Raw genomic sequence first — 25,157 nt, 5'->3', positions numbered from 1 at the left:
TTACTCCGGCAGGAAGTCGGCGACGGAGAGATAACGCTCACCCGTGTCGTAATTGAAGCCCAGAACGCGCGTCCCGGCCGGAAATTCCGGCAGCTTCTGCGCGATGGCCGCCAAGGTGGCGCCGGAGGAGATGCCGACCAGCAGCGCCTCCTGCGTCGCCGAGCGCCGGGCGTAGTCCTTGGCGGCGTCAGCCGTGACCTGGATCACCCCGTCCAGCAGGCTCACATCGAGGTTCTTCGGCACGAAGCCCGCGCCGATGCCCTGGATCGGATGCGGCGCGGGCGCGCCACCCGAGATGACCGGCGAGGCGGTGGGCTCCACGGCATAGACCTTCAGCTTCGGCCAGGCCTTCTTGAGCACCTGGGCGCAGCCGCTGAGATGCCCGCCCGTGCCCACGCCGGTGATCAGCACGTCCAGCCCCTCGGGGAAGTCGGCCAGGATCTCCTGGGCGGTGGTCTTCACATGGATGGCGACATTGGCCGGGTTCTCGAACTGCTGCGGCATCCACGAGCCGGGCGTCGCGGCCACCAGCTCCTCGGCGCGGGCGATGGCGCCCTTCATGCCCTTCTCGCGCGGGGTGAGGTCGAAGGTGGCGCCATAGGCCTGCATGAGGCGGCGGCGCTCGATCGACATGCTCTCGGGCATCACGAGGATGAGCTTGAAGCCCTTCACCGCGGCGGCCATGGCCAGGCCCACGCCGGTATTGCCCGAGGTCGGCTCGATGATGGTGCCGCCGGGCTTCAGCGAGCCGTCGGCGATGGCGGCGTCGATCATGGCGACGCCGATGCGGTCCTTGATGGAGCCGCCGGGATTGGAGCGCTCGGACTTCACCCAGACCTCGGCCTCGGGGAAGAGGCGCCCCAGGCGGATGTGCGGGGTATTGCCGATGGTGGCGAGGACGTCGGTCGCTTTCATGGGGTCTCTCCGTGGTGAGGGGATTTCGTCCCCCGATCCTTACGCTCAACACGTGGCGCGATTGTCCCGGCCACGCAATGCCGGGAGGATACATCGCGTGAATTTATCGTAAAATAGTCATTGCACGAGAATTTGACGTTTTATAGGTTGGTGCGGCGCACAATGAGGGGGCGGCCATCTGGCCTGCCGTCGCGAAGGCTGGCTTCAGCGTGCCTCGCCGCCGTGCGGCATCCTGTCTTGCAACCGGTTCGCCTCTTCCCAGATTTCCATCCGAAGGAGACCCGACGCATGACCCTCCTCACTCTCCCGCGCCGATCGCTGCTCGCCGGCGGTTCCGCGCTTGGCCTCGCGGGCCGGGCCCAGGCCCAGGGCGCGCAGACCCTGCTGAATGTCAGCTACGACCCGACGCGCGAGCTCTACCGCGAGTTCAGTGCGGCCTTCGCCGCGAACTGGGCCTCGCGCGGCCAACCGCGGCCCACCATCAACACGTCGCATGGCGGCTCCGGCCGCCAGGCCCGCAGCGTGATCGATGGATTGCAGGCGGATGTCGTCACCCTCGCTCTGGCCTATGACATCGACGAGATCGCCGAACGCGGGCTGATCGCGCGCGACTGGCAGAAGCGCCTGCCGCAGAATTCCTCACCCTATACCAGCACCATCGTCTTCCTGGTGCGGCGCGGGAATCCGAAGGGCCTGCGCGACTGGGGCGACCTGCTGAAGCCCGGCGTCTCCGTCATCACGCCGAATCCGAAGACCTCGGGCGGCGCGCGCTGGAACTACCTCGCCCTCTGGGCCTGGGCGCTGCGTCAGCCCGGCGGCAATGCGGCCAGGGCCGAGGAGGCGGTGGCCCAGCTCTTCCGCCAGGTGCCCGTGCTGGATACGGGTGCGCGCGGCTCCACCACCACCTTCGTGCAGCGTGCCCAGGGTGACGTGCTGCTCGCCTGGGAGAACGAGGCGCATCTCGCCTTGCAGGAATTTGGCCGCAGCGGGGTGGAGATCGTGTACCCCTCCTTCTCGATCCTGGCCGAACCGCCCGTCTCGGTCGTGGACCAGAATGTCGAAAGACGTGGGACCAGGACATTGGCCGAGGCCTTTCTGAATCATCTCTACAGCGAGGAGGGCCAGCGCATCGCCGCCAAGCATTTCTACCGCCCGCGCGACGAGGCGGTGGCGCGCGCCAATGCCGAGCGCTTCCCGCGGCTGGAGCTCGTGACCATCGACGAGGCCTTCGGCGGCTGGGCCGAGGCCCAGCGGACGCATTTCAACGACGGCGGCGTCTTCGACCGCATCTACCGACCAGGGCGATAGACACTTGAGCGCGCGCGCCGCCCCGCGACGCCACGCCCTTCCCGGATTCGGGCTGTCGCTCGGCGTGACGCTCACCTGGCTCGGCCTCATCGTCCTGGTGCCGCTGGCCGCGCTGGCGCTGCGCCCGTGGCAGCTGGGCGCGCTGGGCGTGTGGCAGGCCCTGGCCGAGCCCCGCGTGCTGGCGGCGCTGCGCCTGTCCTTCGGGGCGGCGCTGCTGGCGAGCCTGATCGCGGCGCCGATGGGCCTGCTGCTGGCCTGGGTGATCACGCGCTATCGCTTTCCCGGCCGCCGCGTGCTGGACGCACTGGTGGACCTGCCCTTCGCCTTGCCCACGGCCGTGGCGGGCCTCGCACTGACCGCGCTCTTCGCGCCGAACGGCTGGCTGGGCGCGCCGCTGGCCGCGCTCGGCATCCGGGTCGCCTTCACGCCGCTGGGGGTGGTGGTGGCGCTGGTCTTCGTCGCGCTGCCCTTCCTGGTCCGCACGGTGGAGCCGGTGCTGCGCGACCTTTCGGTCGACGCGGAGGAGGCAGCCGCGACGCTGGGCGCGACAAGGCTGCAGACCATCCGCCGCGTGGTGCTGCCCGCGCTGTGGCCCGCCTTGCTCACCGGCTTCGGGCTCGGCTTCGCGCGGGCGGTCGGCGAATATGGCAGCGTCATCTTCATCGCCGGCAACATGCCGATGGTGAGCGAGATCGCGCCGCTGCTCATCGTCACCAAGCTCGAGCAGTTCAACTATGCCGCCGCCTCGGCCATCGGCCTGGCGATGCTGCTGATGTCCTTCGCCGTGCTGCTTGCCCTGGGGCTGTGGCAGCGCGCGCTGCGGCGGGGGCGCGCATGAGCCCCGCCGTGGCCGATCCGCGCCCGCTGCGATGGCTCGCCATCGCGCTCGCGCTGCTGCTGGCCGTGACGATCCTGCTGCTGCCGCTGGCCGCCGTCTTCACCGAGGCGCTGCGGCGCGGCTGGGCGCCCGCGCTGGCCGCCATCGCCGAGGAGGATTCGCTGGCTGCCGTGCGGCTGACCCTGCTGGTTGCCGCCATCTCCGTGCCGGTGAACGCGATCGGCGGCGTGGCCGCGGCCTGGGCCGTCACGAAGTTCGATTTTCCGGGCAAGCGCCTGCTCGTCGCGCTGATCGAGCTGCCCTTCTCGGTCTCGCCCGTCATCTCGGGGCTGGTCTTCGTGCTGCTCTTCGGCGCGCAGGGCTACCTGGGCCCCTGGCTGCGCGCGAACGACATCGAGATCATCTTCGCGCTGCCGGGGCTGGTGCTGGCCACCATCTTCGTCACCTTTCCCTTCGTCGCCCGCACGCTGATCCCGCTCATGCAGGAGCAAGGGCGCGAGGCGGAGGAGGTGGCGGCCACGCTGGGCGCGGGCGGCTGGAACATCTTCCGGCGCGTCACCCTGCCCAACATCAAATGGGCGCTGCTGAGCGGCGTGCTGCTGTGCAACGCCCGCGCGATGGGCGAATTCGGCGCGGTCTCCGTCGTCTCGGGCCATATCCGCGGCCTGACGAACACCATGCCGCTGCACGTCGAGATTCTTTATAACGAATATATGTTCGTGGGCGCCTTCGCGGTTGCCTCGCTGCTTGCCTTGCTCGGCCTCGTGACCCTGGCCGCCAAGGCTCTGCTGGAGGCGGCGGCGCGGCGCCGCATGGGAGGTCCCGCTTGACCGTCGAGGTCGTGAACCTGATCCGCCATTTCGGCGAGACCGCCGCGCTGGAGGGCGTAAGTCTCGCCCTTGAGCCCGGTGAATTCGTGGCCCTGCTCGGCCCCTCCGGCTCGGGCAAGACGACGCTGCTGCGCATTCTCGCGGGGCTGGATTTTCCGACCTCGGGCGAGGTGCGGATCGCCGGGGCGGATGTCGCCAACGTGCCGGCGCGCGAGCGCGGGGTGGGCGTCGTCTTCCAGAACTACGCGCTGTTCCGCCACATGAGCGTGGCCGAGAACATCGCCTTCGGACTGCGCGTGCGCCCGCGCCGCCACCGCCCGGCCGAGGCGGAGATCCAAAGGCGCGTGCGCGAATTGCTGGAACTCGTGCAGATCCCCGAGCTCGCGCAGCGCTACCCCGAGCAGATCTCCGGCGGCCAGCGCCAGCGCGTGGCGCTGGCCCGCGCCTTGGCCATCGAGCCGCAGCTGCTGCTGCTGGACGAGCCCTTCGGCGCGCTCGACGCGCAGGTGCGCAAGGGGGTCCGCCGCTGGGTGCGCGGGTTGCATGAGCGCCTGGGCATCACCTCCATCCTCGTCACCCACGACCAGGAGGAGGCGATGGAGATGGCCGACCGCGTGGCCGTGATGCAGGCCGGGCGCATCGTGCAGCTCGACACGCCGCGCGCGCTGCTGGAGGCGCCGGCGACGGAATTCGTGGCCGGCTTCCTCGGCGAGGCGACGCGACTGCCCCTGCGCATCCGCGACGGCCGGGCCCGCGCCGCGGAATTCGGGCTGGACGACATCGCGGTGGAACTGCCGGACGGCGAGGCGGTGCTGTTCCTGCGGCCCCACGAGGTCTGGATCGAGCCGGCGCCGGCGGGTCAGGGGATCGTGCGCTTCGTGCGGCCCGAGGGCGCGGGCGGGCTGCGCGTCCTGGTGGAGATCGGCGGCCATATGATCGAGGGCGTCAGCGGCGCGGGCATAGCGCGCGGCGATGCCTGCCGCCTTCGTCCCCAGGCCGGGACGGTGTTCCTGGCCGGCGGGGGAAGCCAGCGCTGGCGGTGCGGCGGTTAGAGCAGATCCCGATCAGGCGGCTTCGCCTGATCGGGTGAAGATGCTCGGAAAAGCTCTGGCTCGGTTCAGAGCAGGAACCAGGCCTCTTCCATCTCTTCGCTGGCGGCTTCGTCCAGCTCCGCCGCCCAGGGTTCGCGCAGCAGGGCCGCGATCCAGGCCGACAGGGTCAGCACGCAGGTCAGGCCGAGGGGGAGGAGGTCCATGGGATGCATGCCCTCACTCCGCCGCCATGGGCTGGGCGAGGGCGGCGCGGCAGGCCTCGGCCCCCAGTCGCGCGCAGAAATCGCCGAAGCCTTCCCGCGGATCGCGGCGCTCGGCCCAGGCGTCGATCAGCGGTGCCAGCGTCGCGCCGACCCGGTTCAACGGCACTTTGTCGGCGATCGGGAAGTTCAGCCGCGTTCCCGCGAAGTCGCCGCCCACGAAGACGACGTACATCCCGGGCGACTTCCCGACCACGCCGATATCGCCCTGATAGGGCCGCGCGCAGCCATTGGGGCAGCCGGTCAGCCGCAGGCTGATCCGCTCGCCGAGCAGGCCGACCCGGCCGAGCTCGGCCTCCACCTGGGCGAGGATCGGATCGCGGACCCGCTCGCCCTCGGCCAGGGCCTGGCCACAGGTCGGCAGGGCCACGCAGGCGAGCATGGTGCGGGCGACGGGGGTGAAGGCCTCGGGCAGCGGCACGCCGTGGAAGCGCAGGATGGCCTCCAGCGTCGGCCGGTCGGATGCCAGGACGTCCGTGAGCAGGACGTCCTGGTTCGAGGTGGCGATCGGGTTCACGCCGAGCACGAGGGCCAGTTCGCGCAGCGCGGTGCGCAGCTGGACCTTGCCGTGATCGGCGATGCGCCCGGCCGGGACGTGCAGGCCGAACCACCAGCGCCCGTCGCCCTGCGCGTGCCAGCCGAGATGGTCGGGAATGTCGAAGCGCGGCAGCGCGGGGGCCGGGGCGAGGGGGCGGCCGAGATCGGCCGAGAGGCGCTCGCGCGCCCATTCCACGCCGTTCTCCGCCAGGACGTATTTGAGGCGGGCGTGCTTGCGGTCCGAGCGGTCGCCGTGGTCGCGGGAGAGGCGCACCACCGCCTCGGCTACCTCGAGCACCTCGTCGGGGCCGATGAGGGCGACGGCGTCGGCGATGCGCGGATAGGTGGCGGGCTTGTTGTGCGTCATGCCCATGCCGCCGCCGATGGTGACGATCCAGCCTGTGAGCTCGCCGCCGGCATCCGTCTGCATGACGAAGCCGAGGTCGTTGGCCAGCACGTCGGGCGTGTTGTCGGCCGGATGGGCCAGGCCGATCTTGAACTTCCGGGGCAGATAGGTCGGGCCGTAGAGCGGCTCGGCCTCGGCCGTGCCGACCGGCTCCTCGTCCAGGAAGATCTCGTGATGGGCGCGGCTCTTGGGCAGGAGCGCCGAGGAGAGCCGGCGGGCCTCCCACTCCAACCGGGCGTGGATTGCATCGCGGCGCGGGGCAGGGGAGGTGACGACGTTGCGGACCACGTCGCCGCATGCCGCCAATGTCGTCAGCAAGGCGGAATCCACCGCTGCGATGCTGGCTTTCAGGTTTTCGCGCAGAATTCCGTGGAACTGAACGCCCTGGCGGGAGGTCAGCCGCAGGCTGCCATCGGCATAGGTACCGGCGAGGTCGTCCAAAGCGAGCCATTGCGCGGCGGTGAGCCGCCCGCCCGGCGCGCGGACGCGAACCATGAAGGACCAGGCCTTGTCCTCGCCGGCCTGCTTGAGGGCGGTGGCGGTGTCGCGGTCGAACTGCTCGTAGGTTCCGTGGAATTTCAATAGGGTATACGACGCCTCGGAGAGCCCGCCCTTCATCGCATCGGCCGAGATCTCGGCCGCGATGGGGCCGCGCAGCCCCGCGCTTTCGGACTTGATGGTCTCGGCACCGCTCGGCTTCATTGCCATTCCTCGCACTGGCTAGTGGACATGGTGAAACCACGATTATACGATGACATCAAGTATCATTTTCTGGTATCAACGTGACATGAGCGTTCAATTCGCATCGGCCCTGGCGGGCCAGAGCTTCCGCCCCGGCGAGGTCTGGCTCGTCGGCGCCGGCCCCGGCGATCCGGAGCTGCTGACGCTCAAGGCCGTTCGCGCCCTGGAGCAGGCGGATCTGGTCCTGCACGATGCCCTTCCCGGCCGGGCGGTGCTGCGCCACGTCCGCCCCGGCGCCGAGATCGTCGCGGTCGGCAAGCGCAAGGGCGCCGCCCCCGTGCCTCAGGTGAAGATCAATGCCCGCCTGGTCGCGGGCGCGCGCGCCGGTCTGCGGGTGGTGCGGCTGAAGGGCGGCGATCCCTTCGTCTTCGGCCGTGGCGGGGAGGAGGCGCTGGCCTGCGAGGCCGCCGGCATCGCCTGGCGCGTGATCCCCGGCGTCTCGGCCGGGATGGCGGCGCCGGCCGCGGCGGCCATCCCACTGACCCATCGCGGAACGGCCGCGGCCGTCACCTTCGTCACCGCCCATGACGAGACCGGCGCGCTCCCCGCGCTCGACTGGCAGGCCCTGGCCCGCACCGGGGGCACGATCGCCGCCTTCATGGCGCTGTCGCGCCTCGATGAGCTGGCGTTGCGCCTGCTGGCCGGGGGCCTGCCGCCCGCCACCCCGGTCGCCATCGTCTCCCAGGCCAGCATGCCCGGGGAGGCGGGGCTGCGGAGCACGCTCGGCGCCTGCACGCTGGACGCCCGCCGCGCCGCCCTGCCGACGCCGGCCCTCATCGTCATCGGCAACGTCGTGGGGCTGCTGGCCCAGCGCGGCGCCGAGGCCGAGCACGACAGCCGGGCCTTCGCCGCGATCTGACCTCGCCTTTTCTGTTGTTCCAAGGACCCATCATGACGCTGCAATTCGGCTTCCCTCTGACCCTCGGCCAGGTCGCGCCCGATTTCGAGGCCGAGACCACCGAGGGCTCCATCCGCTTCAGCGCCTGGGCGCGCGAGTCCTGGGTGGTGATCTTCTCGCACCCCAGGGACTTCACCCCCGTCTGCACGACCGAGCTGGGCGAGGCCGCGCGCCTCAAGCCGGAATTCGACAAGCGCGGGGTGAAGGTCATCGGCCTCAGCGTGGACCCGGTGGACCGGCACGCCGCCTGGGCCGAGGACATCCGCCAGACCCAGGGCTATGCCCTGAACTTCCCCATGATCGCGGACCCCTCGCGCCACGTCTCGCAGCTCTATGGGATGATCCATCCCGAGGCCGATCCCTCGGTCACGGTGCGGACGGTCTATGTGCTCGACCCCGCGCGCAAGGTCCGGCTGACGTTGACCTATCCGCCCAGCACCGGGCGCAACTTCCTCGAGGTGCTGCGGGTGATCGACAGCCTCCAGCTCACCGATCGCCACAAGGTCGCCACGCCGGTAAACTGGGAGAAGGGCGGGCGCGCCATCATCGTGCCCTCGCTCTCCGACGAGGACGCGGCGCAGCGCTTCCCGCAGGGATGGCAGGCGGACCGGCCCTATCTGCGCTGGGTCGATGTCGCGGAATAGCGGCGCCGCCCCCGTTTGGCACGGTGCCGATTCGGCCGGTATCGGGAGCGAGCCGCTTCGGTTTCCGAGCGCCGACAGGGCCGTGCCGATGGATGTCTTCAGCTTCGTCGATGGCCGGATCGTCGCCATCGGCTCCTGCGACGCGGTCGGCTGCGGCCCGCTCGCGGTGACTTGCCGCGACGGCGCCGGGGCCGTGGTGGCCACCTTCACCATCGGGGAGTTTCTCTTCTTCCCGCGCGACGGCGAGACGGTCTCGCGCCGGGGCGTCTTCGTCCCCGCGCGCCAGCAGGCGGAACTGCTGCCGGGCTGGCTTGCGGATCCGTCGCCCTCGCCGCGTCGAATGGGCGCGGCGCTTCACTAGCGCATCACCCGGCCAGACGGAATCGTCTGGCCGGATAAAGATACTCGTAGAAACAAATGGCTAGAGCCTGCGCCGTGAGCTCTTGCGAACGGAGAAGGCTCCAGAGGGGGGCCGGGCGGCCCCTTCGTTCAGTTCAGGACGCGCAGGCCCTGCGCCAGATCGGCGATGAGGTCCTGGGTGTCCTCCAGCCCGATATGCAGCCGCAGCATCGGCCCGCCGAAATCGCCCGTGCCCGCCGTGCGGGTGACGAAGCCGGTGGTCGGCAGGGCCAGGCTCTCGAAGCCGCCCCAGCTCGCGCCGATCCCGTAGAGCTGCAGCGCGTTCACGAAGCGGAACATGTCGCTTTGGTCGTAGCGCGGATCGAGCACGACGCCGAAGAGGCTGCAGCCGCCCGTGAAGTCGCGCTTGAAGAGGGCGTGCTGCGGATGGGAGGGCAGGCCGGGATGCAGCACGCCCTTCACCTGCGGCTGCGCCTCCAGCCACTTCGCGACCTCCAGGCTCGCCTCCTCCTGCTGCTTTAGGCGCATCGGCATGGTCCGCACGCCGCGCAGCGCCAGCCAGCAGTCATCCGGCGAGGCGTAGTGGCCCATCGTATAGGCCGCGCCCCGGACGATGTGGTGGTCCTCTTCGGAATTGACGGTCACGCTGCCGAGCAGGATGTCCGAATGGCCGCCTACATACTTGGTCAGCGCCTGGATCGAGATGTCCACGCCGTGCTCGAAGGGCTGGAAGGTGTGGATGCCCCAGGTGTTGTCCAGCATCACCTTGCAGCCGCGCGCATGGGCCGCGCGCGCGATGGCGGGGATATCCTGGATCTCGAAGGTGTGGGAGCCGGGGCTCTCCGTATAGACGACCTTGGTGTTGGGGCGGATGAGCGCGGCCATGCCGGCCTCGTCCACGCAGGGATCGTAGAAGGTCGTCTCGATCCCCCAGCCGGCCATGAGCGTGGTCGCGAAGTTGCGCGCCGGGCCATAGACGCTGTCGGGGATCAGGCAGTGGTCGCCGTTCTTCAGATAGGCGGTCAGCGGCAGCGTCACCGCCGCGAGGCCGGTGCCCACGATGGTGCAATGGGTGCCGCCCTCGATCTCGGCCACCACGTCCTCCAGGGCGTAATGGGTGGGGCCGCCCGCCGTGCCGTAGGTCATGTGGCGCTCGAAGCGCTTGGCGCCGCCGTCGCGCCGCGCCTCGGCATTCGGATAGAGCACCGTGGAGCCGCGATGGATGGGCGGATTCACGAAGCCGTGGCTCTTCACCCCGGCCCGGCCGGCATGGCCGACGCGGGTGGCGAAGCCGAGCTTCTTGCGGTCGGAGGGATTGAAATCGTTCGGCATCACGCGCTGACCTTCGTGGTTTCCGGGCGGCTCGCCCATTCGGTCCAGGAGCCGTCATAGACGGCGGGTTCGGGCAGGCCGGCGCGCACCGCGCCGAGGGTGAGGATGCAGGCCGTCACGCCCGTCCCGCAACTCGTGACCAGCGGGCGCGCCCCGTCGGCGCCGGCCGCCGCGAAGCGGGCCAGCAGCGCGGCCTTGGGCAGCATCGTGCCATCGGCCGCGAAGAGCTCGTTGAAGGGAATATTCGCCGCCCCCGGCATATGGCCCGAGGGCAGGCCCGGACGCGGCTCGGGCGCGCTGCCCTTGAAGCGGCCGGCGGCGCGGGCGTCGAGCACCAGCTTGTCGCCCTTGGCCAGGACCTGCTTGAGGTCGCCGATGCCGAGCACGCGGCCGGCGATGAAATCGGCCACATAGGTGGCCGGCGCGGGGGCGGCGGCGGCGCCGGTCTCCACGGCGCGCCCCTCCTTCAGCCATTTCGGCAGGCCGCCATCGAGCACCGCTGCGTTCAGATGCCCGAAGAGGCGCATCAGCCACCAGCCGCGGGCCGAGGATTGCAGGCCCTTCTGGTCGTAGAAGACGATCCGGCTGGCATTGGACACGCCGAGCTGGCCCATGAGCTTCTCGAAGCGCGCCGCACTCGGGATCATGTGCGGCAGGGTCGCATCGGGGTCGGCCACCTCGTCGATGTCGAAGAAGCGCGCGCCGGGGATATGCGCCTCGAGGAACTTCGTCTTGCCGTCGAAGGGCTCGTTGGGCAGGTATTTGGTGGTGTCGAAGACGAGGAGGCCGGGCTTGCCGAGTTCGGCCGCCAGCCATTCCGTCGAAACAAGATCTTCCATGAACTAGCCCTCCACGAGCACGATACTGATGCGGCGGTTTTGCCGCCCTTTGTTTTCCAACTTGGTCACTTCCACACGGCCGATCTCGGCCGTGCTTTTCACATGCGTCCCGCCGCAGGGCTGCAGGTCCACCGGAGCTTCGAGATCGCCGATCCGCACGAGGCGGATCTGCCCGTTGCCGCGCGGCGGCTGGACCGAGAGCGTGCGCACCAGGCCGGGATTGGCGTCGAGCTCGGCCTCGGTGATCCAGCTGTCGCTGATCGCGTGGTCGGCGGCGATGAGCGCGTTCAGCCCCTCGGTCAGGAATTCCTTGGTCGGCGGCTCGGCAAGGTCGAAATCGAGGCGCGACTTGTCCGCGCCGACCTGCCCGCCCGTCACGCCCGCCCCGGGGATCAGGCTGCACAGAAGGTGCATGGCGCTGTGCATGCGCATGTGGCGGTGGCGGCGCTGCCAGTCGAGCGTGATGCGCACCTCGCTGCCCGGCGCGGGCAGGGCCGCACCCTCGGGGAGCTTGTGCAGGATGGCCTCGCCTTCGCCCTTCACGGCCTCCAGGATGGCGGCGTCCGCCCCCTCCCAGTGCAGGATGCCGCTATCGCCCGGCTGGCCGCCGGCGCGGGCGTAGAAGATGGTCCGGTCGAGCACGACGCCGGCCGCATCGGCGGAGACGACGCGCGCGGTCAGCTCCCGCAGATAGGAATCGGCGCGGTAGAGGACTTCGGTCATGAGCGGGTCCATTCGGTGCGCAGGCGCGCATGGTTCTGGCGCAGCCAGAAGAGGGTGAGGGCGCAGGTGGCGTTGCGGATCTCATTGGCGTCGAGCATCGCGAAGGCGCGCGCGGCGGGCATGACGAGCAGGCGGATATCCTCGCCCTCATGGGCCAGGCCGTGGGTGGCGGTGGCGTCTGCCTCGGGCAGGCGCGCGCGGCCGCAATAGAGGTGCATCAGCTCGTCGCAGCCGCCCTGGAGCAGCATGTACTGGCCGATCTTCTCGACGAGGTCCGGCGCGAGGCCGGCCTCCTCCTGCGTCTCGCGGCGGGCGGCCTCCTCGGGGTCCTCGCCCTGCTCCAGCAGCCCGGCCACGCATTCCGTGTGGATCGGCGGCAGGCCCGCGGCATGCACGGGCAGGCGGAACTGCTCGATGAGGGCGACGCGGTCCGTCCAGGGGTCGAAGGGCAGCATCGCCACCCCGCTGCCGCGCCGCCACAGCTCCCAGGTGAGTTCGGGCGAGCGCGCGCCGTCGAAGCGCTCGTAGGTGAAGCGCACCCGCTGCAGGGGGAAGCGCCCGCTCCAGACCAATTCGTCGTCTCGGATCTCGAGGCCCGGATAGGGCGCGATGGGGGGGGCCTTGGGTGGTCTGGCGCTCATGCTGGGCAGACCGTAACCTCCTCGCCTACGCCAGTCCATGAGCCCAGCTTTGCAAACTCCCACGCGTGCCGCCCGCCGGCGCGCCATTCTCGCGATCCTGGGCGCGGCCATCCTCTTCGCAGCGGCGGCCGCCTGCGTGAAGGCGCTGCATGGCGCGGTGCCGCTGGCCCAGCTGGTGCTGTTCCGCAGCCTCTTCGCCTTGCCCGTCCTGCTGCCGCTGCTGCGGCGGGCGGGCGGCTGGCGCGCGCTGCGGACCCCGAATCCGGCCGGGCATGTCTGGCGCACGGTCTTCGGGCTGATCGGCATGGCCACCGCCTTCTACGGCTATGCCACCATGCCGCTGGCCGCCGTCACGGCGCTCGGCTTCACCATGCCGCTCTTCCTGACGCTGCTGGCGGTGCCGCTGCTGGGCGAGACGGTGGGCTGGCGGCGCGGCTCGGCCGTGCTGGTCGGCTTCTGCGGCGTGCTGCTCATGGTGCGGCCCTGGGAGGCGGCGGGCGGCGACGTGCCGCTGGCGCCGAGCCTGGCCGTGCTCGCCGGCTCGCTGAGCTGGGCGCTGGCCATGATCACCATCCGCCGGATGGGCGAGGCGGGCGAATCCGGTGTCTCGATCGTGCTGTGGTTCGCCATCGGCGCCTCGGGCGTCGCGGCGATCGCGAGCCTGCCGGGCTGGGTCTGGCCCAGCGGCACGCAATGGCTGCTGCTGATCGGCATCGGCATGGTCTCGGCCCTGGCGCAATTGCTGATGACCGAGGCCTATCGCGTCGGCGAGCCGACCCTGGTCGCGCCCTTCGAATATTCCGGCATCGTCTGGACGACGCTTCTGGGCGCCCTCGTCTGGGCCGAGGCGCCGGATCTGTGGGACGGCGCGGGGATCCTGATCCTGGTCGGCTCGGGACTGTATATCTGGCATCGCGAGATGCAGCTCGGGCTCAAGCGCTGACCTTCCATGGCGGGGTCCGACATCCGCGAATTGCCCATGGTTGCCCCTTCGCCCGACACAGGTCACTTTCCGGCGATGTCCTCCGACACCCTCGTTCACGATCGCCTTCGGCTGCGCTGGATCCTGGCCCTGCTGGCGCTGCCGCTGCTCGTGGCGGGGCTGCGCTGGGCCTCCTTCCTGCCCTCGGTCATCGACTGGGACGAGAGCCTCTACATCCTCCAGGCGCGCGAATGGCTGCACGGCAACTGGCCGCTCTCGGGCGTGTGGGACATGCATCCGGTGGGCGCGCCGGCCGCCATCGCGGGGGCCTTCCTCATCGGCGGCGAGAGCCTGCAGACGGTGCGCTTCCTCGGCGCCTTCTGCGTCACGGCCACCGGCTACGGGCTGATCGCGCTCACCCGCGTCCTGGGCGCCCCGCGCAGCCTGGGCTACGCGGCGGCGCTGCTCTACGCCGCGCATAGCCTGCTGCTGGGCGGGCTGGCCTCCAACACCGAGATCATCTTCGCGCCGCTGGTCGTCTTCGCCATGGTGATCGCGCTGATGCCGGGCCGCCCCTGGCCGCGGCTCATCGGCATGGGCGCGCTGATCGGCCTGGCGCTGGTCATCAAGCCGGTGGTGGCGCCCGAGGGCTGCCTGATCTTCGCGCTCTTCGCCTGGCCCCTGCTGCGGGCGCGGCAATGGCGCGCGCTGCTGATCTTCGCCGCCGCCTATGCCGGGCTCTGCCTCTTCCCGACGGTCTTCGTGGGCGCGGTCTATTTCCTGCGCGGCGAATTCGGCATCTGGTGGGTCAGCACCATCATGGCGCCGCTCCATTACGCCGCGGGCCGCATCCCGACGGAGCAGATGCTCTGGCGCATCACCCTGGCCGCGCTGGGCCTGCGCTGGTTGCTGGCCCTGGCGGCGGCGGCGCTGATCTTCTCCTGGCGCGAGCCCGCCCTGCGGCGCCTGGCGCTGCTGGGGGCGGTCTGGCTGGGGGCGGCGGCGATCGCCGTGGCGGGGCCGGGCTTCTTCTTCCCGCACTACTTCCTGATCTCGATCCCGCCCCTCGCGCTGCTGGCCGCGACCGGCGCCTATGCCTTCACGCGCTTCGTGGCCGGGCATCGCGGCCGGCTGCTGCTCGCCGCCGTGGTCGTGTCCATCTGCGCCGATCTCGTGGCCGCCGATCTTTCGCCGCGCCTGAGCCGCGGTTTCGCCATGGGGGCCCCCGATACCCCCCGGCGCATGGCCGCGATGATGAACGACGAACTCCAGCCCGGCGACACGATCTTCGTGCCGAACTACCAGCCCGTGGTCTATTTCCTGGCGCATGCGAAGCTGCCCACGCGCTTTCCCTTCCCCGTCCACCTCACCGGCAATTTCTCCGACCTCGCCGGCGTGGACACCAATGCCGAGGTCAAGCGCATTCTCGATTCCCGCCCGCGCTTCATCGTGCTGGACCGCAGCGAGTGGTTCGCCATGCGCCCCTCGGCCATGACCATGCTCACCGAGGCCCTCGACGAGGGCTATGAACTCGCCGCCAGCTTCGTGGAGGAGCGCGGGACCGTGGAACTCTGGCGCCGCGTCGAGGCCGAGTGATGGAGGACACGCTCTTCCTCGTCTCCAAGGTCTTCTGGCTCTTCGCGCGGCCGAACACCTTCGCGCTGCTGCTGGCGGTGGTGGGCGCGCTGGTGCTGGTCCGCGGCCGCCGCTGGGGCCGCGTCCCGCTGCTTCTCGGGCTGGGCTGGTTCGTCGCCGTGCTGCTGACGCCGCTGCCGGCCTGGATCACCCTGCCGCTGGAGGATCGCTTCCCCCGCCCCGTCGAGGAGGGGCATGTGGATGGCGTCATCATCCTGGGCGGCGCGGTGGAGCAGCTGCTGACCGAGCGGCGCGGCATCCCCGCCCTCAACGGCGCGGCCGAGCGCATGACCGAGGCCGTGTCGCTGGCGCGGCGTCATCCCCAGGCGCGCATCCTCTTCACGGGTGGCCAGGGCAGCGTGATCTCCGGCCAGCAGACCGAGGCCGATGTCGCGCGCGCGCTCTGGGCCTCGATGGGCCTGGAGGGCGAGCGCGTGGTCTTCGAGAGCGAGGCGCGCAACACCTGGGAGAACGCCGTCTATTCCCATCGCGTGGCGGGCCCGAAGCCCGGCGAGCGCTGGCTGCTGGTGACCTCGGCGAGCCACATGCCGCGCTCGGTCGGCTGCTTCCGCCGCGCGGGATGGGAGATCACCCCCTGGCCGGTGAACTACTCGACCGCGCCGGGCGGGCAGGGCTGGTTCGACCCGCCCTTCTCCTTCCGGCTGGGGCAGGCGGAGTGGGCGGTGCGGGAATATATCGGGCTCATCGTCTATCGCGTCCTCGGACGGACCAGCGCGCTCTTTCCCGCGCCCTGACCTAAGCGAGGTCGCGCCGCATGATCGTGACGGGATGGTTGTTGTCGACCGTTTCCTCGATCACGTACCAGCCGAGCTTCTCGTAGAGCCCCTGCGAATCATTCGTGTAGAGGTAGAGCGATTCATCGCCCACCCGGCGTGCCTCCTCCTCCACTGCGGCCACGAGGCGCCGCGCGCAGCCTTGGCCACGGGCCTCCGGCACGACGTAGACGCCGGCCAGCCAGGGCCCGATGTCGTTGCGGATTTCCAGATCGGCGGACACGAAGCTCGCCGTGCCGCAGGGCGTATCGCCCGCCAGCAGCACGAAGCTCTGCGGCGTGCCGATCTCGGCCGTGGCCTCGGAGACGATTTCGCGGACCTCTTCCAGGCGGTGGCCATTGGGTTGCCAGAAGGCGTCCCACAGCCAGTTCGCCACGAGGGGCACGAGGTCGGGCCGGTCGGCGATCCGGACGATGCGCCAGGTCGCCCCATTCGCGGATCCCTGGCTCACAGCGTCAGGATCCGCTCCGGATCGGCCCGGCCGGTCGCGAGGTCGATCAGGCCGCGCAGATTGCCGCGGAAGCGGCCCCAGCGATCCACCTCGGGCTCCGGCATCGGCGAGCGCGCGAGATTCATCGCGCAATGCCGCGCGACCGAGCGCAGCGCGTGGCTCCAGGGATAGCTGCCCTTGCGCGCGAGATAGACGGGATTCACCACCTGCGAATAGCCGAGCTTGATGCCGGGAACGCGCCCCTTCTTCGTGCCCAGATGCACGCCGCGCGCACCCTCCAGGCGGTAGATCTCGCCGTAGGGCAGCAGGCGGCGCGTGAGGTCGAGATCCTCGTACCAGCCGTAGAGCGGCAGCTTCTCGTCGAAGCGCAGGTCGTGCGCGCGGACGGGCGCGAGGCGCAGCGCCATGTTGCAGCCATAGCCGTTGAAGTGCCCGTGAAAGGCGAGGAGATCGGCGGGCGGCGTGTCGGCGGCCAGCATCGCGCGCGCGGCCTCGACCTCGATGCCCGGGCCCTTGGCGCCGTCGGCGATGACGGTCCCGGTGGCGACGGCGCATTCGGGATGGGCGGTCAGCACGCCCTCCAGCGCTTCCAGCCAGCGCGGCGCGGCGAGGAAGTCGTCATCCAGGAAGAGCACGGCGTCGCAATCGCCGATGGCATCGAGGATGCGGTTGCGCTGGCGCGGCAGGCCGGCCTGGGCGGTGAGGAATTCGACGCCGGGGAAGCGCGCCGCCAGGCCCGTCACGTCGTCCTCCGTGACGTGGCAGATGACGATGCGATCCGGCGCGCGGGTCTGGCGGTCGAGCTCGGCCAGCACCTCGCCCAGGATGGCGGGGCGGCCCCGCGTGGCGATGCCGACGGCGATCCTCATGCGAGGCTTTCCAGCGGCGCGGGATGGGGCAGGGCGCGGGAATCGGCGGAAAGGAAGCCCGAGAGCCGGCCCTGGAAGGTGGCGAGGTAATAGCGCGCGTTCAGCAGCCGCCCGCGCAGCAGCGAGACGCCCGCGCCCGCCAGGGGACGATAGAGGAAGGGCGCCCATACGCCCGCCGGCACGCCATGCCGGCGCAGCGCGAATCCGAGGCCCAGGCCGTATCGGCCGGCGCGCGCCACGGCCTCGGGCGTGAGGCGCTTGTCGGGATGGACCACGCGCAGCTCCGGCGCGTAGCGGGCCGTGAGGCCCCTGGCCATGGCGCGGCAGACGAGGTCATTGCCCTCGGCCGAGCCGAAGCGCGCGCCGGGGCCCATCGCCTCGTCGAAGCCGCCGAGCTGCAGCGCCACGTCGCGCCGCAGCCAGAGGTTGAACTCGATCACGCTGGTCCAGACGTTGCGCAGCGTGATCGCCCCGCCGGTCGCGTTCCAGCGGCCCGAGCCGAGGCCGCCCTGCGGCGCGGCGGCGGGGCCGGTGAGGAGGGCGAGCGTCGCCTCCGCCTCGAAGGCGGCGCGCACCTGGCCGAGCACGCCGGGCGGAAAGACGCAGTCGTCGTCGGGGAAGCCCACGAGATCGCCGGCGGCATGCCGCAGGCCGAGATTGCGCCCGGCATTGGCATGGGCGCGCGGGCTGCGCAGGTGCCGCAGCTTCAGGCGCGGGGCATAGGCCTCGACCAGCGCGTCGAGACGGCCGTCCTCGTTCTGGTCGACGAGCAGCACCTCGAAGGGGGCGGTGGCATCGGCCAGCAGGCTGTCGAAGAGCGCGCCGATCTCGGCGACGCGGCCCTTCGTGGAGACGACGAGGGAAATCACGTCGCCTCCGATGACCGAAGCGCCGCAGGCGCGGAGGGCTGAATCGGCGGCGCGAGGTCTCGTCCGACCACTTCCAGAAGCTTGCGGCGGAACTCCGCGATGCTGAACTGCTGCGCCTGGGCGTGGCAGGCCTGGGGCGTGAAGGCGGCCTCCCTCGCGACGAAGGCGCGCACGGCGGCGACGATGGCGTCCGCGCTCTGCTCCTCGAAGAACAGGCCGGTCGTGCCCTCCGCCACGATGTCGCGCGCGCCGCCACGGCCATAGACGATGAGCGGCGTGCCGCAGGCCTGGGCCTCGACCATCGCGATGCCGAAATCCTCCTCGGCGGCGAAGACGAAGGCGCGCGCGCCCTGCAGCAGCGCGATGAGTTCCGCCTGCGGCACGCGGCCGCGGATCTCGATGTTCGCGGCGCCCTTCGCCGCCTCGGCGACGAGCGGCGCGGAGGGGCCGTCCCCGGCCACGACCAGCTTCAGATCGGGCATGCGCGCGAAGGCCTCGGCCACGAGCTCGATGCGCTTATAGGGCACCTGGCGCGAGGCCACGAGGAAGTGGGTGCGCGGCGCCGTGCTCAGCGGGAAACCCTCGAGATCGACGGGCGGGTGCAGCACCTCGGCCTCGCGCCGCCAGACCTTGCGGATGCGCTCCACGATATAGCTGGAATTGCCCAGGATCACGTCGGGCCGCGCCGAGCTCAGCTGGTCCCAGGCGCGCAGCTTGTGCAGCAGCCAGCGCGTGTAGAGCCCCTTGAGCCCGCGCGTGAGCTTCGCCTGACGCAGATACTGGTGCTGCAGGTCCCAGGCATAGCGCATGGGGCTGTGCACATAGGAGACGTGCTTCGTCCCCGGCCCGGTGATGACGCCCTTGGCCACGGCATGCGACGAGGAGACGACGAGGTCGTAGCCCTGCAGGTCGAACTGCTCGACCGCGAGCGGCATCAGCTGGAGGTAGTTGCGGAACATTCTTCTCGCAAGCGGCAGGCGCTGGATGAAGCTGGTGCGCGGCACCTTGCCGCCCAGGAAGCCGCGCTGGTTGTCCGGCAGGAAGTCGCAAAGTGCGTAGAGATCGGCCTGCGGAAAGCAGGCGAGCATCTGCTCCACCACGCGCTCGGAGCCGGCGTAGCTGTCCAGCCATTCATGGATGATGGCGATCTTCATCGCGGCAGATATCCCAACAGTCTTCTTGCCGCTGCATCCCAGGAGAAACCGGCAGTACGATGGCGGCCCGCGGTCGCGATCGAGGCACGGAACTCCGCATCGTCGGCGAGCTGGCCGATGGCCTCGCCCAGGCTCGCGGGCCGCGCCGCGTCGAACCACAAGGCGGCCTCGCCGCAGACTTCCGCGACGGCGCCGATCCGGCTCGCGACCACGGGGCATCCGCACCACATGGCCTCGACCGGCGGCAGGCCGAAGCCCTCGTAGCGCGAGGGAAAGACGAGGCAGAGCGCCGATTCATAAAGCGCGCGCAGCTCCGGATCGGAGACGCGGCCGAGCGGGCGGATGTGCTGGTCCAGCTCCGCGCCGCCCTCCTGGCGGAAGACGCCGGCATCCTTCGCCCCGGCCACCGCGAGAACCAGTCCGCGCGCGCCCAGCGCGCCGATCGCGTCGCGCAGCGCGGCAAGATTCTTATGCGCCGCGCCCGTGCCCACGACGAGCGCATAGCCCTGCGGCGCGAGGCCGTGGCGTTCCAGGATCGCGCGGTCGGCCGGCTCGCGCAGGATGTGCTCGCCGCCCTCCAGCGTCACGCCGATGTCGCGGTCGGCGATGCCGAGATTCGCGACGATCCGCCCGGCGGAGAATTCGGAGACGCTGAGGATGCGCGCGCCGCGAAAGACCAGCATCCGCTGCATCGTCCGGTACCAGTTCCGGAAGGGCCAGGAATAGCTCTCGGGCGTGTCGAAGACGCCGGCGTCGTGGATCACCACGGCCTGGTTGCCGGCGGCCAGAAGCGGGCCGGTATTGCCCAGATTGAGCAGGAAATCGCCCGACAGCGCGCGCGGCAGGTCGATCTGCTCCCAGGCCTGGCCCGTCCGGCTGCCGACGATCTTCGGCGCGAGGAAGGGGAAGGCCTCCAGCCCCTCGGCCCCCGGCGGCGCGACGAGCCGGATCGGCGGCGCCTCGCCGGCCGCGACCAGCGCGTCCAGAGCGCGCGTGATCTCGCGCGCATAGCGCTGCACGCCGGTGAGGCCCTGGGTGAGGAAGCGGCCGTTGAGAACGATCATGCGAGTTCCGATTGGAGCAGACGGCGCACCTGCCAGGGCCGCCGCAGCAGCGGCCGCAGCGTGGCGCGCTCGATCGGCGTGAGCGCGCGCAGCGTGGCGGCCGCGACGGCCAGGAAGCCGGGCAGGGCGATGGCGATGGCCCAGCGCCAGTCCGCCGCCAGCACCGTCGCGCCCAATGCCGCCAAGGCGAGGATCAGCGGCAAGGCGAGGGCGCGCACGGAGGCGCGGGCCGGCGGATAGAGCCAGCCCGCGAGCCAGAACTTGCCGATGCAGTCGGCGAAGGCGCGCAGCCCCCAGGCCACCGCCGCGCCCTCGATTCCGAAGAGCCAGAGCATCAGCGCCGAGACGGGCAGGAAGATCACCACCTCGGCCATCACGAGCTTGGCCGTGGCGTCCGGGCGGCCCATCGCATCCAGCAGCGCATTGGCCGAGAAGGAGGCGCAGGAGAAGAAGATGCCCGCGGCCAGGATGCGCAGCACCATCCCGCCATTGGTCGCGAATTCCGCCCCCAGCCACAGCCGCAGCGCCCAGTCGCCCGCGCCGGCCAGGACGAGGCAGGGCGGCAGGGTCAGCAGGATCATCATCATCGCGCCCCGCCGCAGCAATCCGGCCGTGACCTCGGGCAGGGTGCGGAAGGCCGAGGCCATGGCCGGCAGCAGCGCCTGGGCGATGGCGATGGGCAGGATCCACATGCGCAGCACGAGGTCGAGCGGCGTGGCGTAATACGCGACGGCCGCCAAAGTGAGCATGGCGCCGATCAGGAAGCGGTCCGCATAGAGCAGGGCCTGGTTGAGGATGGAGGAGAAGGTCATCCAGCCGCCGATCCGCAGCAGCGGCAGCACCATCGCGGGACTGCCCACGGAAAGCCGGGGCAGGAGCGGCCGCGCCAGCCACATATAGGAGAGCGTATTGGCCAGGCGGCAGGCCACCAGCGACAGCATCACGGCGACCAGGCTCGGCCAGACCATCAGCAGCAGAACGGGGCCGACATAATACATGGCCGCGACGGGGATGGTGACGAGGTTGGCTGCGGCGAACTTCTGATGCGCCGCCAGCACGCCCCAAAGGGCGGCGTTGATGACGATGAGCGGCGCCGAGCAGGCCAGAATCCGGAAGGCGATCAGCGCCTCCTCCTGCAATTCGGGCGGCACATTGAGCGCGCCTTTGATCATCCAGGGCAGGATGGACCAGAAGACGAGGGCGCCCAGCGTGGCGAATCCGCCCAGCGCCACCATGGCCGTGCCGACCAGCTTGCCGGCTTGGGCATCCTCGCCCTCGGCCATGCGCTCGGAGAGGCCGCGCGTCAGGGCCGGGCCGATCCCCAGGTCGAAGATGCCGAAGACGCCGACCAGAGCGAGGGCGAGCGTGAAGAGGCCCCAGCGTTCCAGCCCCATCTCGCGCACCAGGATGGGCGTGAGGACCAAGGCGAGGAGCAGGGGCAGGCCCCGGCCCAGCGCATTCCAGAACATGCCGGAGATGAGGCGGCGCGCACCGGCCCGCGCCTCGATGGTCTGGCTCATGGATTGATGCGCCTTGGTTGAAGGCGCCGAACCTAGCTCAGCAGGCCCCGCGACGCGACAGCACGGCCATGGGCGTGCGGGCCAGGATGGTGACGTCCGTCCAGATCGAGGGGCGGGAGACATAGGCCACATCGAGCGCCACGCGCTGGGCGTAGCTGGTGTCCGAGCGACCCGAGACCTGCCACAGACCCGTCAGGCCAGGGCGCACGCTCATATAGTGGGCGGCGGCCGCGCCGTAGAAGTGGTCGAGCTCGGTCTGGATGACCGGGCGGGGGCCGACCAGGCTCATCTGGCCGAGCAGCACGTTGATCAGCTGCGGCAGCTCGTCGAGCGAGGTGGCGCGCAGGAAGCGGCCGAGGCGCGTGATGCGCGGATCGTTCTTGAGCTTGTGGGTGGCTTCCCACTCGGCGCGCGCCGCGGGGTCGCGGGCCAGCAGCGCCTCGAGGCGGGCCTGGCTGTCGATGACCATCGAGCGGAACTTGAGGCAGGCGAAGTCGCGACCGTTGCGGCCCACGCGGTGGTGGCCGAAGAGGGCAGGGCCGCCGTCGAGGCGGATCGTCAGGGCGATGGCGAGCATGAAGGGGGCCAGAACCAGCAGCAGCAGCCCGGCGCCGGCCGCGTCCATCGCGCGCTTGAGGGCGGGCCTCGCCCCCTCGCGCCATTGGGCGTGGGGAGGGGCCATGATCACGCTGGGAGCGCGGTATTCGCCACCCATCCGCGTTTCGCGGAGGGTCACTTCACGCTGCAGGGACGTAAAAGCGTCCAACCCGGGCATCTTGCCTCGCTCACCGCGACTGGGGCCGAAGCGCCCTGTCGCCGATCTGATCGCGGCGCGGGATCGGATCATCCGCTCCCTGGCCACGATGGGAGATAACCCCCCATCGCGGGCGGCAATCTGGCCCGCTTGGGGCAGGAATGTGGCAACGCAAAAAAACTGATGCCTTGCCGGCAAGAAGCTGAAATGCCACGACGAATGGAGTTGGCCTGGAGTTCTTGGTGTCCCGTTTCGCTTATCCCGCCTCATGCGCTCTGGGAGCAATCCTGGCGATCCATCTGTTCGGGCTCGATTTCATCTGGCCGCGAACCGGGCTGGATTGGCGGCCGGTCGGTGACGCAGCGCAGCATGCGATCGCCCAGCGGCATTTCCTGGCCGATGCCTGGCAATGGCCGCCGCTCCAGGTGGGCACGCTCGGCAATGTGAACCTGGCGTTTCTGGACGGAATTCCGGCACTCGCCCTCCCGCTGAAGCTCTTCGCCTCCTGGCTGCCCGAAGGCTTCCACGGAATCGGGATTTTCTATGCCTTGGCCTGGACTCTTCAGCCTATGGCGGCGGTCTGGGCGCTGCGCGGGGCGGGGGTGCGGGGCTTCTGGCCGGCCATCGGCGTGGCCGCGATGGCCAGCGCCATGCCCGCCTTCATCCTCCGCTACGGCCACGCGGCGCTCTGCGGGCATTTCGTCATTCTGGTGTCGCTCGGGCTGTATTTCCGGCTGGTGGAATCGCCGCGCTGGTGGTGGATCGCCGTGCCGTGGCAGGCGGTGGCGCTGCTGATCCATCCCTATCTCGCGCTGATGTCGCTGGCGCTGCTGGCCGCCGTGCCGCTGACGGTGCTGCTGCGCGGCGAGCGTTTCTGGCGTGCGGGAATGGGCGCGGCCTGCGCGGCGGCCGCCATGATCGGCGTGATGGCGCTCTTCGGCTATTTCGGCGCCTCGGGCGACGGGGGCTATGGGCAATATGCGCTGAACCTGCTCTCGCCGATCTGGCCCTTCCGCTCGTTGATGCTGGGCGGCTGGGTCTCGGCCGAGGTGGACGCCACCGGCCATGGCGGCTGGGAGGGCTATAACTGGCTCGGCATCGGCCTCTGGGCGGCGCTGATCGCGGGCGTGCTGGTGGCGCGGCGGCAAATCGCGCCGGGGCTGCGCGCGCATGCGGGCCTCGTCCTGGCGCTGCTGGCGCTGACGGCGATCGCGGTCTCCTTCCGCATCGGGATGGGCGGGCGGATCGTGCTGGACCTCGGCCCCGCGCCCGGCTTCCTGGAGCAGTTCCGCGCTTCTGGCCGGTTCTTCTGGCCCGTGGGCTATGCGCTGATGATCGGCGCGGCCGTGCTGCTCGCCAGCCGCGGCTCGCGCGGGGTCGTGATCCTCTGCGCCTGCGGCCTGCTGCAATTCATGGATGCGGCGCCGATGCGCGATGGCCTTCGCAACTGGGCGCGGCACCACGCGCCCTGGACGGTTGAGGCCGACGCGCTCCGCCCGCTCTTCCGCGAGGCCAGCCGCGTCACCTTCCTGCCCTCCTGGCCCTGCATCGCGGCCGAGGACGACGCGGCGCGCATCCGCACCCTGGAGTTGCTGCTGCTGGCCAGCGAGACGCCGCGCCCGGTGAACACGATGTATGCCGCGCGCTGGCGCAGCCCGCCGCGCTGCACGGATGCCGAGGTCTCCGCCTCGCCGCTGGCGCCGGGCGAATTGCGCGTGGGCCAGGCCCAGGCCGGGCTTTCGGGCTTAGCCTGCCGCGCGGTGGGGGACCTGACGGTCTGCCGATGAGGGCAGGTGCCGCTCGACCAAATAGAGCGGCCGCCCCTTGGTCTCGTTGAAGATGCGGCCGAGATATTCGCCGATGATGCCGAGCGTGATGAGCTGCACGCCGCCGAAGAAGAGAATCACGGCCATCAGGCTCGGATAGCCGGCCGTGGGATTGCCGAAGAAGATCGTCCGGATGACGAGCTGCAGCAGATAGACCCCGGCGAAGAGGGCGGTGGCGAGCCCCAGATAGGTCGCGATCTTCAGCGGCCCCACGGTGAAGCTGGTGATGCCCTCGAGCGAGAGGTTCCACAGCTTCCAGTAATTCCACTTGGTCTCGCCGGCGGCGCGCGGCGCGCGTTCATAGGGCACGGCGACGGAGGGGAAGCCCACCCAGGCGAAGAGGCCCTTCATGAAGCGGTGCTGCTCGCGCAGCGTCAGCAGCGCGTCGAGCGAGCGGCGCGACATGAAGCGGAAATCGCCCGTGTCGCGCGGCAGCTGCACCTTGCCGCCGAGGCGCTGCATCAGCCGGTAGAAGGCCGAGGCCGTGGCGCGCTTGAGGATGTTCTCGCCATGGCGGGCGCTGCGCTGCGCATAGGCGACGTCATAGCCCTGCTGCGCGGCCGCGATCAGCGCGGGGATGACCTCGGGCGGATCCTGCAGGTCGGCGTCGATGACGATCACGCCGTCGCTGCCGCGGCTGTGGTCGAGCCCGGCCGTCAACGCGATCTCCTTGCCGAAATTGCGCGAGAGATTGACGATCGCCACCCGCGCATCCGCCGCCGCCAGGGCCGACATCACGGCCAGCGTCGTGTCGCGCGAGCCGTCATTGACGTAGACGACCTCCCAGGGCCAGCCCATCGCGTCCATCACCGGGACGAGGCGGGCGTGGAATTCGGGCAGGACCTCCTGCTCGTTGTAGCAGGGGACGATAACCGAAAGGGCCGGGGGGGCAGGGCTGGATTGCATGCGGCCCCTCATGGCAACGGATCAAGGCCATTCCTGGGCGATATTCGATACAGGCCCGGCCAGAACGCG

General features: G+C 70.4%; 26 protein-coding genes. 11 read left to right on the top strand and 15 right to left on the bottom strand.

From position 1 onward, the window contains the following. The gene (cysK, locus tag ACO057_RS14780) at positions 1–915 is read right to left on the bottom strand and encodes a cysteine synthase A (RefSeq protein WP_421993042.1); all 915 of its coding nucleotides are present in this window, start codon (positions 913–915) and stop codon (positions 1–3) included. Positions 916–1,203: 288 nt separating this feature from the next. Between cysK and ACO057_RS14775 the strand changes: the two genes are divergently transcribed. The 4 genes from ACO057_RS14775 to ACO057_RS14760 are packed head-to-tail and all read left to right on the top strand — an operon-like array spanning position 1,204 to position 4,943. Beyond that, complete coding sequence (locus ACO057_RS14775; RefSeq protein WP_421993040.1) at positions 1,204–2,223, top strand: sulfate ABC transporter substrate-binding protein; 1,020 nt, start codon at positions 1,204–1,206, stop codon at positions 2,221–2,223. Positions 2,224–2,227: 4 nt separating this feature from the next. Then, positions 2,228–3,061 (top strand): sulfate ABC transporter permease subunit CysT, encoded by an 834-nt coding sequence (gene cysT, locus ACO057_RS14770; protein ID WP_421993038.1) that lies wholly within the window; start codon positions 2,228–2,230, stop codon positions 3,059–3,061. Then, complete coding sequence (gene cysW / locus ACO057_RS14765) at positions 3,058–3,891, top strand: sulfate ABC transporter permease subunit CysW (protein ID WP_421993036.1); 834 nt, start codon at positions 3,058–3,060, stop codon at positions 3,889–3,891. Before cysT ends, cysW begins: the two co-directional genes overlap by 4 nt. Then, positions 3,888–4,943 (top strand): sulfate/molybdate ABC transporter ATP-binding protein, encoded by a 1,056-nt coding sequence (locus ACO057_RS14760; protein WP_421993034.1) that lies wholly within the window; start codon positions 3,888–3,890, stop codon positions 4,941–4,943. Before cysW ends, ACO057_RS14760 begins: the two co-directional genes overlap by 4 nt. 65 nt (positions 4,944–5,008) lie before the next feature. Here ACO057_RS14760 and ACO057_RS14755 read toward each other — a convergent pair whose 3' ends face one another. Together ACO057_RS14755 and ACO057_RS14750 are read right to left on the bottom strand one after the other, a co-directional pair. Next, positions 5,009–5,146, bottom strand: coding sequence for a hypothetical protein (locus ACO057_RS14755; protein ID WP_421993032.1), 138 nt, complete (start codon positions 5,144–5,146; stop codon positions 5,009–5,011). Between the two features lie 13 nt (positions 5,147–5,159). Further along, on the bottom strand, positions 5,160–6,848 hold the full coding sequence (locus tag ACO057_RS14750) for an NADPH-dependent assimilatory sulfite reductase hemoprotein subunit (protein WP_421993030.1): 1,689 nt from the start codon (positions 6,846–6,848) through the stop codon (positions 5,160–5,162). Between the two features lie 85 nt (positions 6,849–6,933). Between ACO057_RS14750 and cobA the strand changes: the two genes are divergently transcribed. The 3 genes from cobA to ACO057_RS14735 all read left to right on the top strand — a co-directional run bounded on the left by cobA (position 6,934) and on the right by ACO057_RS14735 (position 8,790). After that, the gene (cobA, locus tag ACO057_RS14745) at positions 6,934–7,746 is read left to right on the top strand and encodes a uroporphyrinogen-III C-methyltransferase (protein WP_421993028.1); all 813 of its coding nucleotides are present in this window, start codon (positions 6,934–6,936) and stop codon (positions 7,744–7,746) included. Positions 7,747–7,778: 32 nt separating this feature from the next. Next, a complete protein-coding gene (locus ACO057_RS14740; protein ID WP_421993026.1) occupies positions 7,779–8,429 on the top strand; it encodes a peroxiredoxin in 651 nt (216 codons plus the stop codon). A gap of 88 nt (positions 8,430–8,517) precedes the next feature. After that, entirely contained in the window at positions 8,518–8,790 is a 273-nt protein-coding gene (locus tag ACO057_RS14735) for a hypothetical protein (RefSeq protein ID WP_421993024.1), read from the top strand. A gap of 128 nt (positions 8,791–8,918) precedes the next feature. Here ACO057_RS14735 and metC read toward each other — a convergent pair whose 3' ends face one another. From metC to ACO057_RS14715, 4 genes are read right to left on the bottom strand one after another with little or no spacing between them, the layout of a single operon-like run. Then, positions 8,919–10,121 (bottom strand): cystathionine beta-lyase, encoded by a 1,203-nt coding sequence (gene metC, locus ACO057_RS14730; RefSeq protein ID WP_421993022.1) that lies wholly within the window; start codon positions 10,119–10,121, stop codon positions 8,919–8,921. Continuing rightward, a complete protein-coding gene (locus ACO057_RS14725; protein WP_421993020.1) occupies positions 10,121–10,960 on the bottom strand; it encodes a sulfurtransferase in 840 nt (279 codons plus the stop codon). Before ACO057_RS14725 ends, metC begins: the two co-directional genes overlap by 1 nt. Positions 10,961–10,963: 3 nt before the next feature. Further along, positions 10,964–11,683 carry an alanyl-tRNA editing protein gene (locus tag ACO057_RS14720; RefSeq protein ID WP_421993018.1) on the bottom strand — a complete coding sequence of 240 codons (720 nt, stop codon included), beginning with the start codon at positions 11,681–11,683 and terminating at the stop codon, positions 10,964–10,966. Continuing rightward, positions 11,680–12,324: an NUDIX domain-containing protein gene (locus tag ACO057_RS14715; RefSeq protein ID WP_421993016.1), complete on the bottom strand. Its 645-nt coding sequence runs from the start codon at positions 12,322–12,324 to the stop codon at positions 11,680–11,682. The genes ACO057_RS14720 and ACO057_RS14715 overlap by 4 nt, the downstream gene beginning before the upstream one ends. A gap of 49 nt (positions 12,325–12,373) precedes the next feature. Here ACO057_RS14715 and ACO057_RS14710 point away from each other — a divergent pair, with 49 nt between their 5' ends. The 3 genes from ACO057_RS14710 to ACO057_RS14700 all read left to right on the top strand — a co-directional run bounded on the left by ACO057_RS14710 (position 12,374) and on the right by ACO057_RS14700 (position 15,636). Then, positions 12,374–13,267 carry a DMT family transporter gene (locus ACO057_RS14710; RefSeq protein ID WP_421993014.1) on the top strand — a complete coding sequence of 298 codons (894 nt, stop codon included), beginning with the start codon at positions 12,374–12,376 and terminating at the stop codon, positions 13,265–13,267. A 75-nt stretch (positions 13,268–13,342) separates the two neighbouring features. Continuing rightward, entirely contained in the window at positions 13,343–14,842 is a 1,500-nt protein-coding gene (locus tag ACO057_RS14705; RefSeq protein WP_421993012.1) for a glycosyltransferase family 39 protein, read from the top strand. Further along, positions 14,842–15,636 carry a YdcF family protein gene (locus ACO057_RS14700; RefSeq protein ID WP_421993010.1) on the top strand — a complete coding sequence of 265 codons (795 nt, stop codon included), beginning with the start codon at positions 14,842–14,844 and terminating at the stop codon, positions 15,634–15,636. Before ACO057_RS14705 ends, ACO057_RS14700 begins: the two co-directional genes overlap by 1 nt. Position 15,637: 1 nt before the next feature. Here the strand turns inward: ACO057_RS14700 and ACO057_RS14695 are convergent, their stop codons facing one another. From ACO057_RS14695 to ACO057_RS14665, 7 genes are read right to left on the bottom strand one after another with little or no spacing between them, the layout of a single operon-like run. After that, positions 15,638–16,126, bottom strand: coding sequence for a GNAT family N-acetyltransferase (locus tag ACO057_RS14695; protein WP_421993008.1), 489 nt, complete (start codon positions 16,124–16,126; stop codon positions 15,638–15,640). After that, the gene (locus ACO057_RS14690; RefSeq protein ID WP_421993006.1) at positions 16,123–16,995 is read right to left on the bottom strand and encodes a glycosyltransferase family 2 protein; all 873 of its coding nucleotides are present in this window, start codon (positions 16,993–16,995) and stop codon (positions 16,123–16,125) included. The genes ACO057_RS14695 and ACO057_RS14690 overlap by 4 nt, the downstream gene beginning before the upstream one ends. Continuing rightward, the gene (locus ACO057_RS14685) at positions 16,992–17,864 is read right to left on the bottom strand and encodes a glycosyltransferase family 2 protein (RefSeq protein WP_421993004.1); all 873 of its coding nucleotides are present in this window, start codon (positions 17,862–17,864) and stop codon (positions 16,992–16,994) included. Before ACO057_RS14685 ends, ACO057_RS14690 begins: the two co-directional genes overlap by 4 nt. Beyond that, positions 17,861–19,018, bottom strand: coding sequence for a glycosyltransferase (locus ACO057_RS14680; protein WP_421993002.1), 1,158 nt, complete (start codon positions 19,016–19,018; stop codon positions 17,861–17,863). Before ACO057_RS14680 ends, ACO057_RS14685 begins: the two co-directional genes overlap by 4 nt. Next, positions 19,015–20,082 (bottom strand): glycosyltransferase family 4 protein, encoded by a 1,068-nt coding sequence (locus tag ACO057_RS14675; RefSeq protein WP_421993000.1) that lies wholly within the window; start codon positions 20,080–20,082, stop codon positions 19,015–19,017. The genes ACO057_RS14680 and ACO057_RS14675 overlap by 4 nt, the downstream gene beginning before the upstream one ends. Beyond that, positions 20,079–21,602: a flippase gene (locus tag ACO057_RS14670; protein ID WP_421992998.1), complete on the bottom strand. Its 1,524-nt coding sequence runs from the start codon at positions 21,600–21,602 to the stop codon at positions 20,079–20,081. Before ACO057_RS14670 ends, ACO057_RS14675 begins: the two co-directional genes overlap by 4 nt. Positions 21,603–21,639: 37 nt before the next feature. Next, positions 21,640–22,338: a sugar transferase gene (locus tag ACO057_RS14665; protein WP_421992996.1), complete on the bottom strand. Its 699-nt coding sequence runs from the start codon at positions 22,336–22,338 to the stop codon at positions 21,640–21,642. A 260-nt stretch (positions 22,339–22,598) separates the two neighbouring features. Between ACO057_RS14665 and ACO057_RS14660 the strand changes: the two genes are divergently transcribed. Further along, a complete protein-coding gene (locus ACO057_RS14660; RefSeq protein WP_421992994.1) occupies positions 22,599–24,143 on the top strand; it encodes a DUF6311 domain-containing protein in 1,545 nt (514 codons plus the stop codon). Here ACO057_RS14660 and ACO057_RS14655 read toward each other — a convergent pair. After that, the gene (locus tag ACO057_RS14655) at positions 24,102–25,088 is read right to left on the bottom strand and encodes a glycosyltransferase family 2 protein (protein WP_421992992.1); all 987 of its coding nucleotides are present in this window, start codon (positions 25,086–25,088) and stop codon (positions 24,102–24,104) included. The genes ACO057_RS14660 and ACO057_RS14655 overlap by 42 nt on opposite strands. Positions 25,089–25,157: the final 69 nt, after the last annotated feature.

The sequence above is a fragment of the Roseococcus sp. genome, assembly GCF_965227005.1.
In the GTDB taxonomy this organism is placed as follows: domain Bacteria; phylum Pseudomonadota; class Alphaproteobacteria; order Acetobacterales; family Acetobacteraceae; genus Roseococcus.
The sequence above is the reverse complement of the archived record's forward strand: the minus strand, read 5'-3'. Positions and strand labels throughout refer to the sequence as shown.

Bases quoted from the DNA above. Each gene is read 5' to 3' on its own strand.
- ACO057_RS14655 (WP_421992992.1), bottom strand. From the start codon at position 25,088: ATGCAATCCAGCCCTGCCCCCCCGGCCCTTTCGGTTATCGTCCCCTGC.
- ACO057_RS14725 (WP_421993020.1), bottom strand. From the start codon at position 10,960: ATGGAAGATCTTGTTTCGACGGAATGGCTGGCGGCCGAACTCGGCAAG.
- ACO057_RS14675 (WP_421993000.1), bottom strand. From the start codon at position 20,082: ATGATCGTTCTCAACGGCCGCTTCCTCACCCAGGGCCTCACCGGCGTG.
- ACO057_RS14670 (WP_421992998.1), bottom strand. From the start codon at position 21,602: ATGAGCCAGACCATCGAGGCGCGGGCCGGTGCGCGCCGCCTCATCTCC.
- ACO057_RS14750 (WP_421993030.1), bottom strand. From the start codon at position 6,848: ATGAAGCCGAGCGGTGCCGAGACCATCAAGTCCGAAAGCGCGGGGCTG.
- ACO057_RS14680 (WP_421993002.1), bottom strand. From the start codon at position 19,018: ATGAAGATCGCCATCATCCATGAATGGCTGGACAGCTACGCCGGCTCC.
- ACO057_RS14715 (WP_421993016.1), bottom strand. From the start codon at position 12,324: ATGAGCGCCAGACCACCCAAGGCCCCCCCCATCGCGCCCTATCCGGGC.
- ACO057_RS14735 (WP_421993024.1), top strand. From the start codon at position 8,518: ATGGATGTCTTCAGCTTCGTCGATGGCCGGATCGTCGCCATCGGCTCC.
- ACO057_RS14690 (WP_421993006.1), bottom strand. From the start codon at position 16,995: ATGAGGATCGCCGTCGGCATCGCCACGCGGGGCCGCCCCGCCATCCTG.
- ACO057_RS14755 (WP_421993032.1), bottom strand. From the start codon at position 5,146: ATGGACCTCCTCCCCCTCGGCCTGACCTGCGTGCTGACCCTGTCGGCC.
- ACO057_RS14740 (WP_421993026.1), top strand. From the start codon at position 7,779: ATGACGCTGCAATTCGGCTTCCCTCTGACCCTCGGCCAGGTCGCGCCC.
- ACO057_RS14700 (WP_421993010.1), top strand. From the start codon at position 14,842: ATGGAGGACACGCTCTTCCTCGTCTCCAAGGTCTTCTGGCTCTTCGCG.
- cysK (WP_421993042.1), bottom strand. From the start codon at position 915: ATGAAAGCGACCGACGTCCTCGCCACCATCGGCAATACCCCGCACATC.
- ACO057_RS14705 (WP_421993012.1), top strand. From the start codon at position 13,343: ATGTCCTCCGACACCCTCGTTCACGATCGCCTTCGGCTGCGCTGGATC.
- metC (WP_421993022.1), bottom strand. From the start codon at position 10,121: ATGCCGAACGATTTCAATCCCTCCGACCGCAAGAAGCTCGGCTTCGCC.
- ACO057_RS14775 (WP_421993040.1), top strand. From the start codon at position 1,204: ATGACCCTCCTCACTCTCCCGCGCCGATCGCTGCTCGCCGGCGGTTCC.
- cysW (WP_421993036.1), top strand. From the start codon at position 3,058: ATGAGCCCCGCCGTGGCCGATCCGCGCCCGCTGCGATGGCTCGCCATC.
- ACO057_RS14720 (WP_421993018.1), bottom strand. From the start codon at position 11,683: ATGACCGAAGTCCTCTACCGCGCCGATTCCTATCTGCGGGAGCTGACC.
- cobA (WP_421993028.1), top strand. From the start codon at position 6,934: ATGAGCGTTCAATTCGCATCGGCCCTGGCGGGCCAGAGCTTCCGCCCC.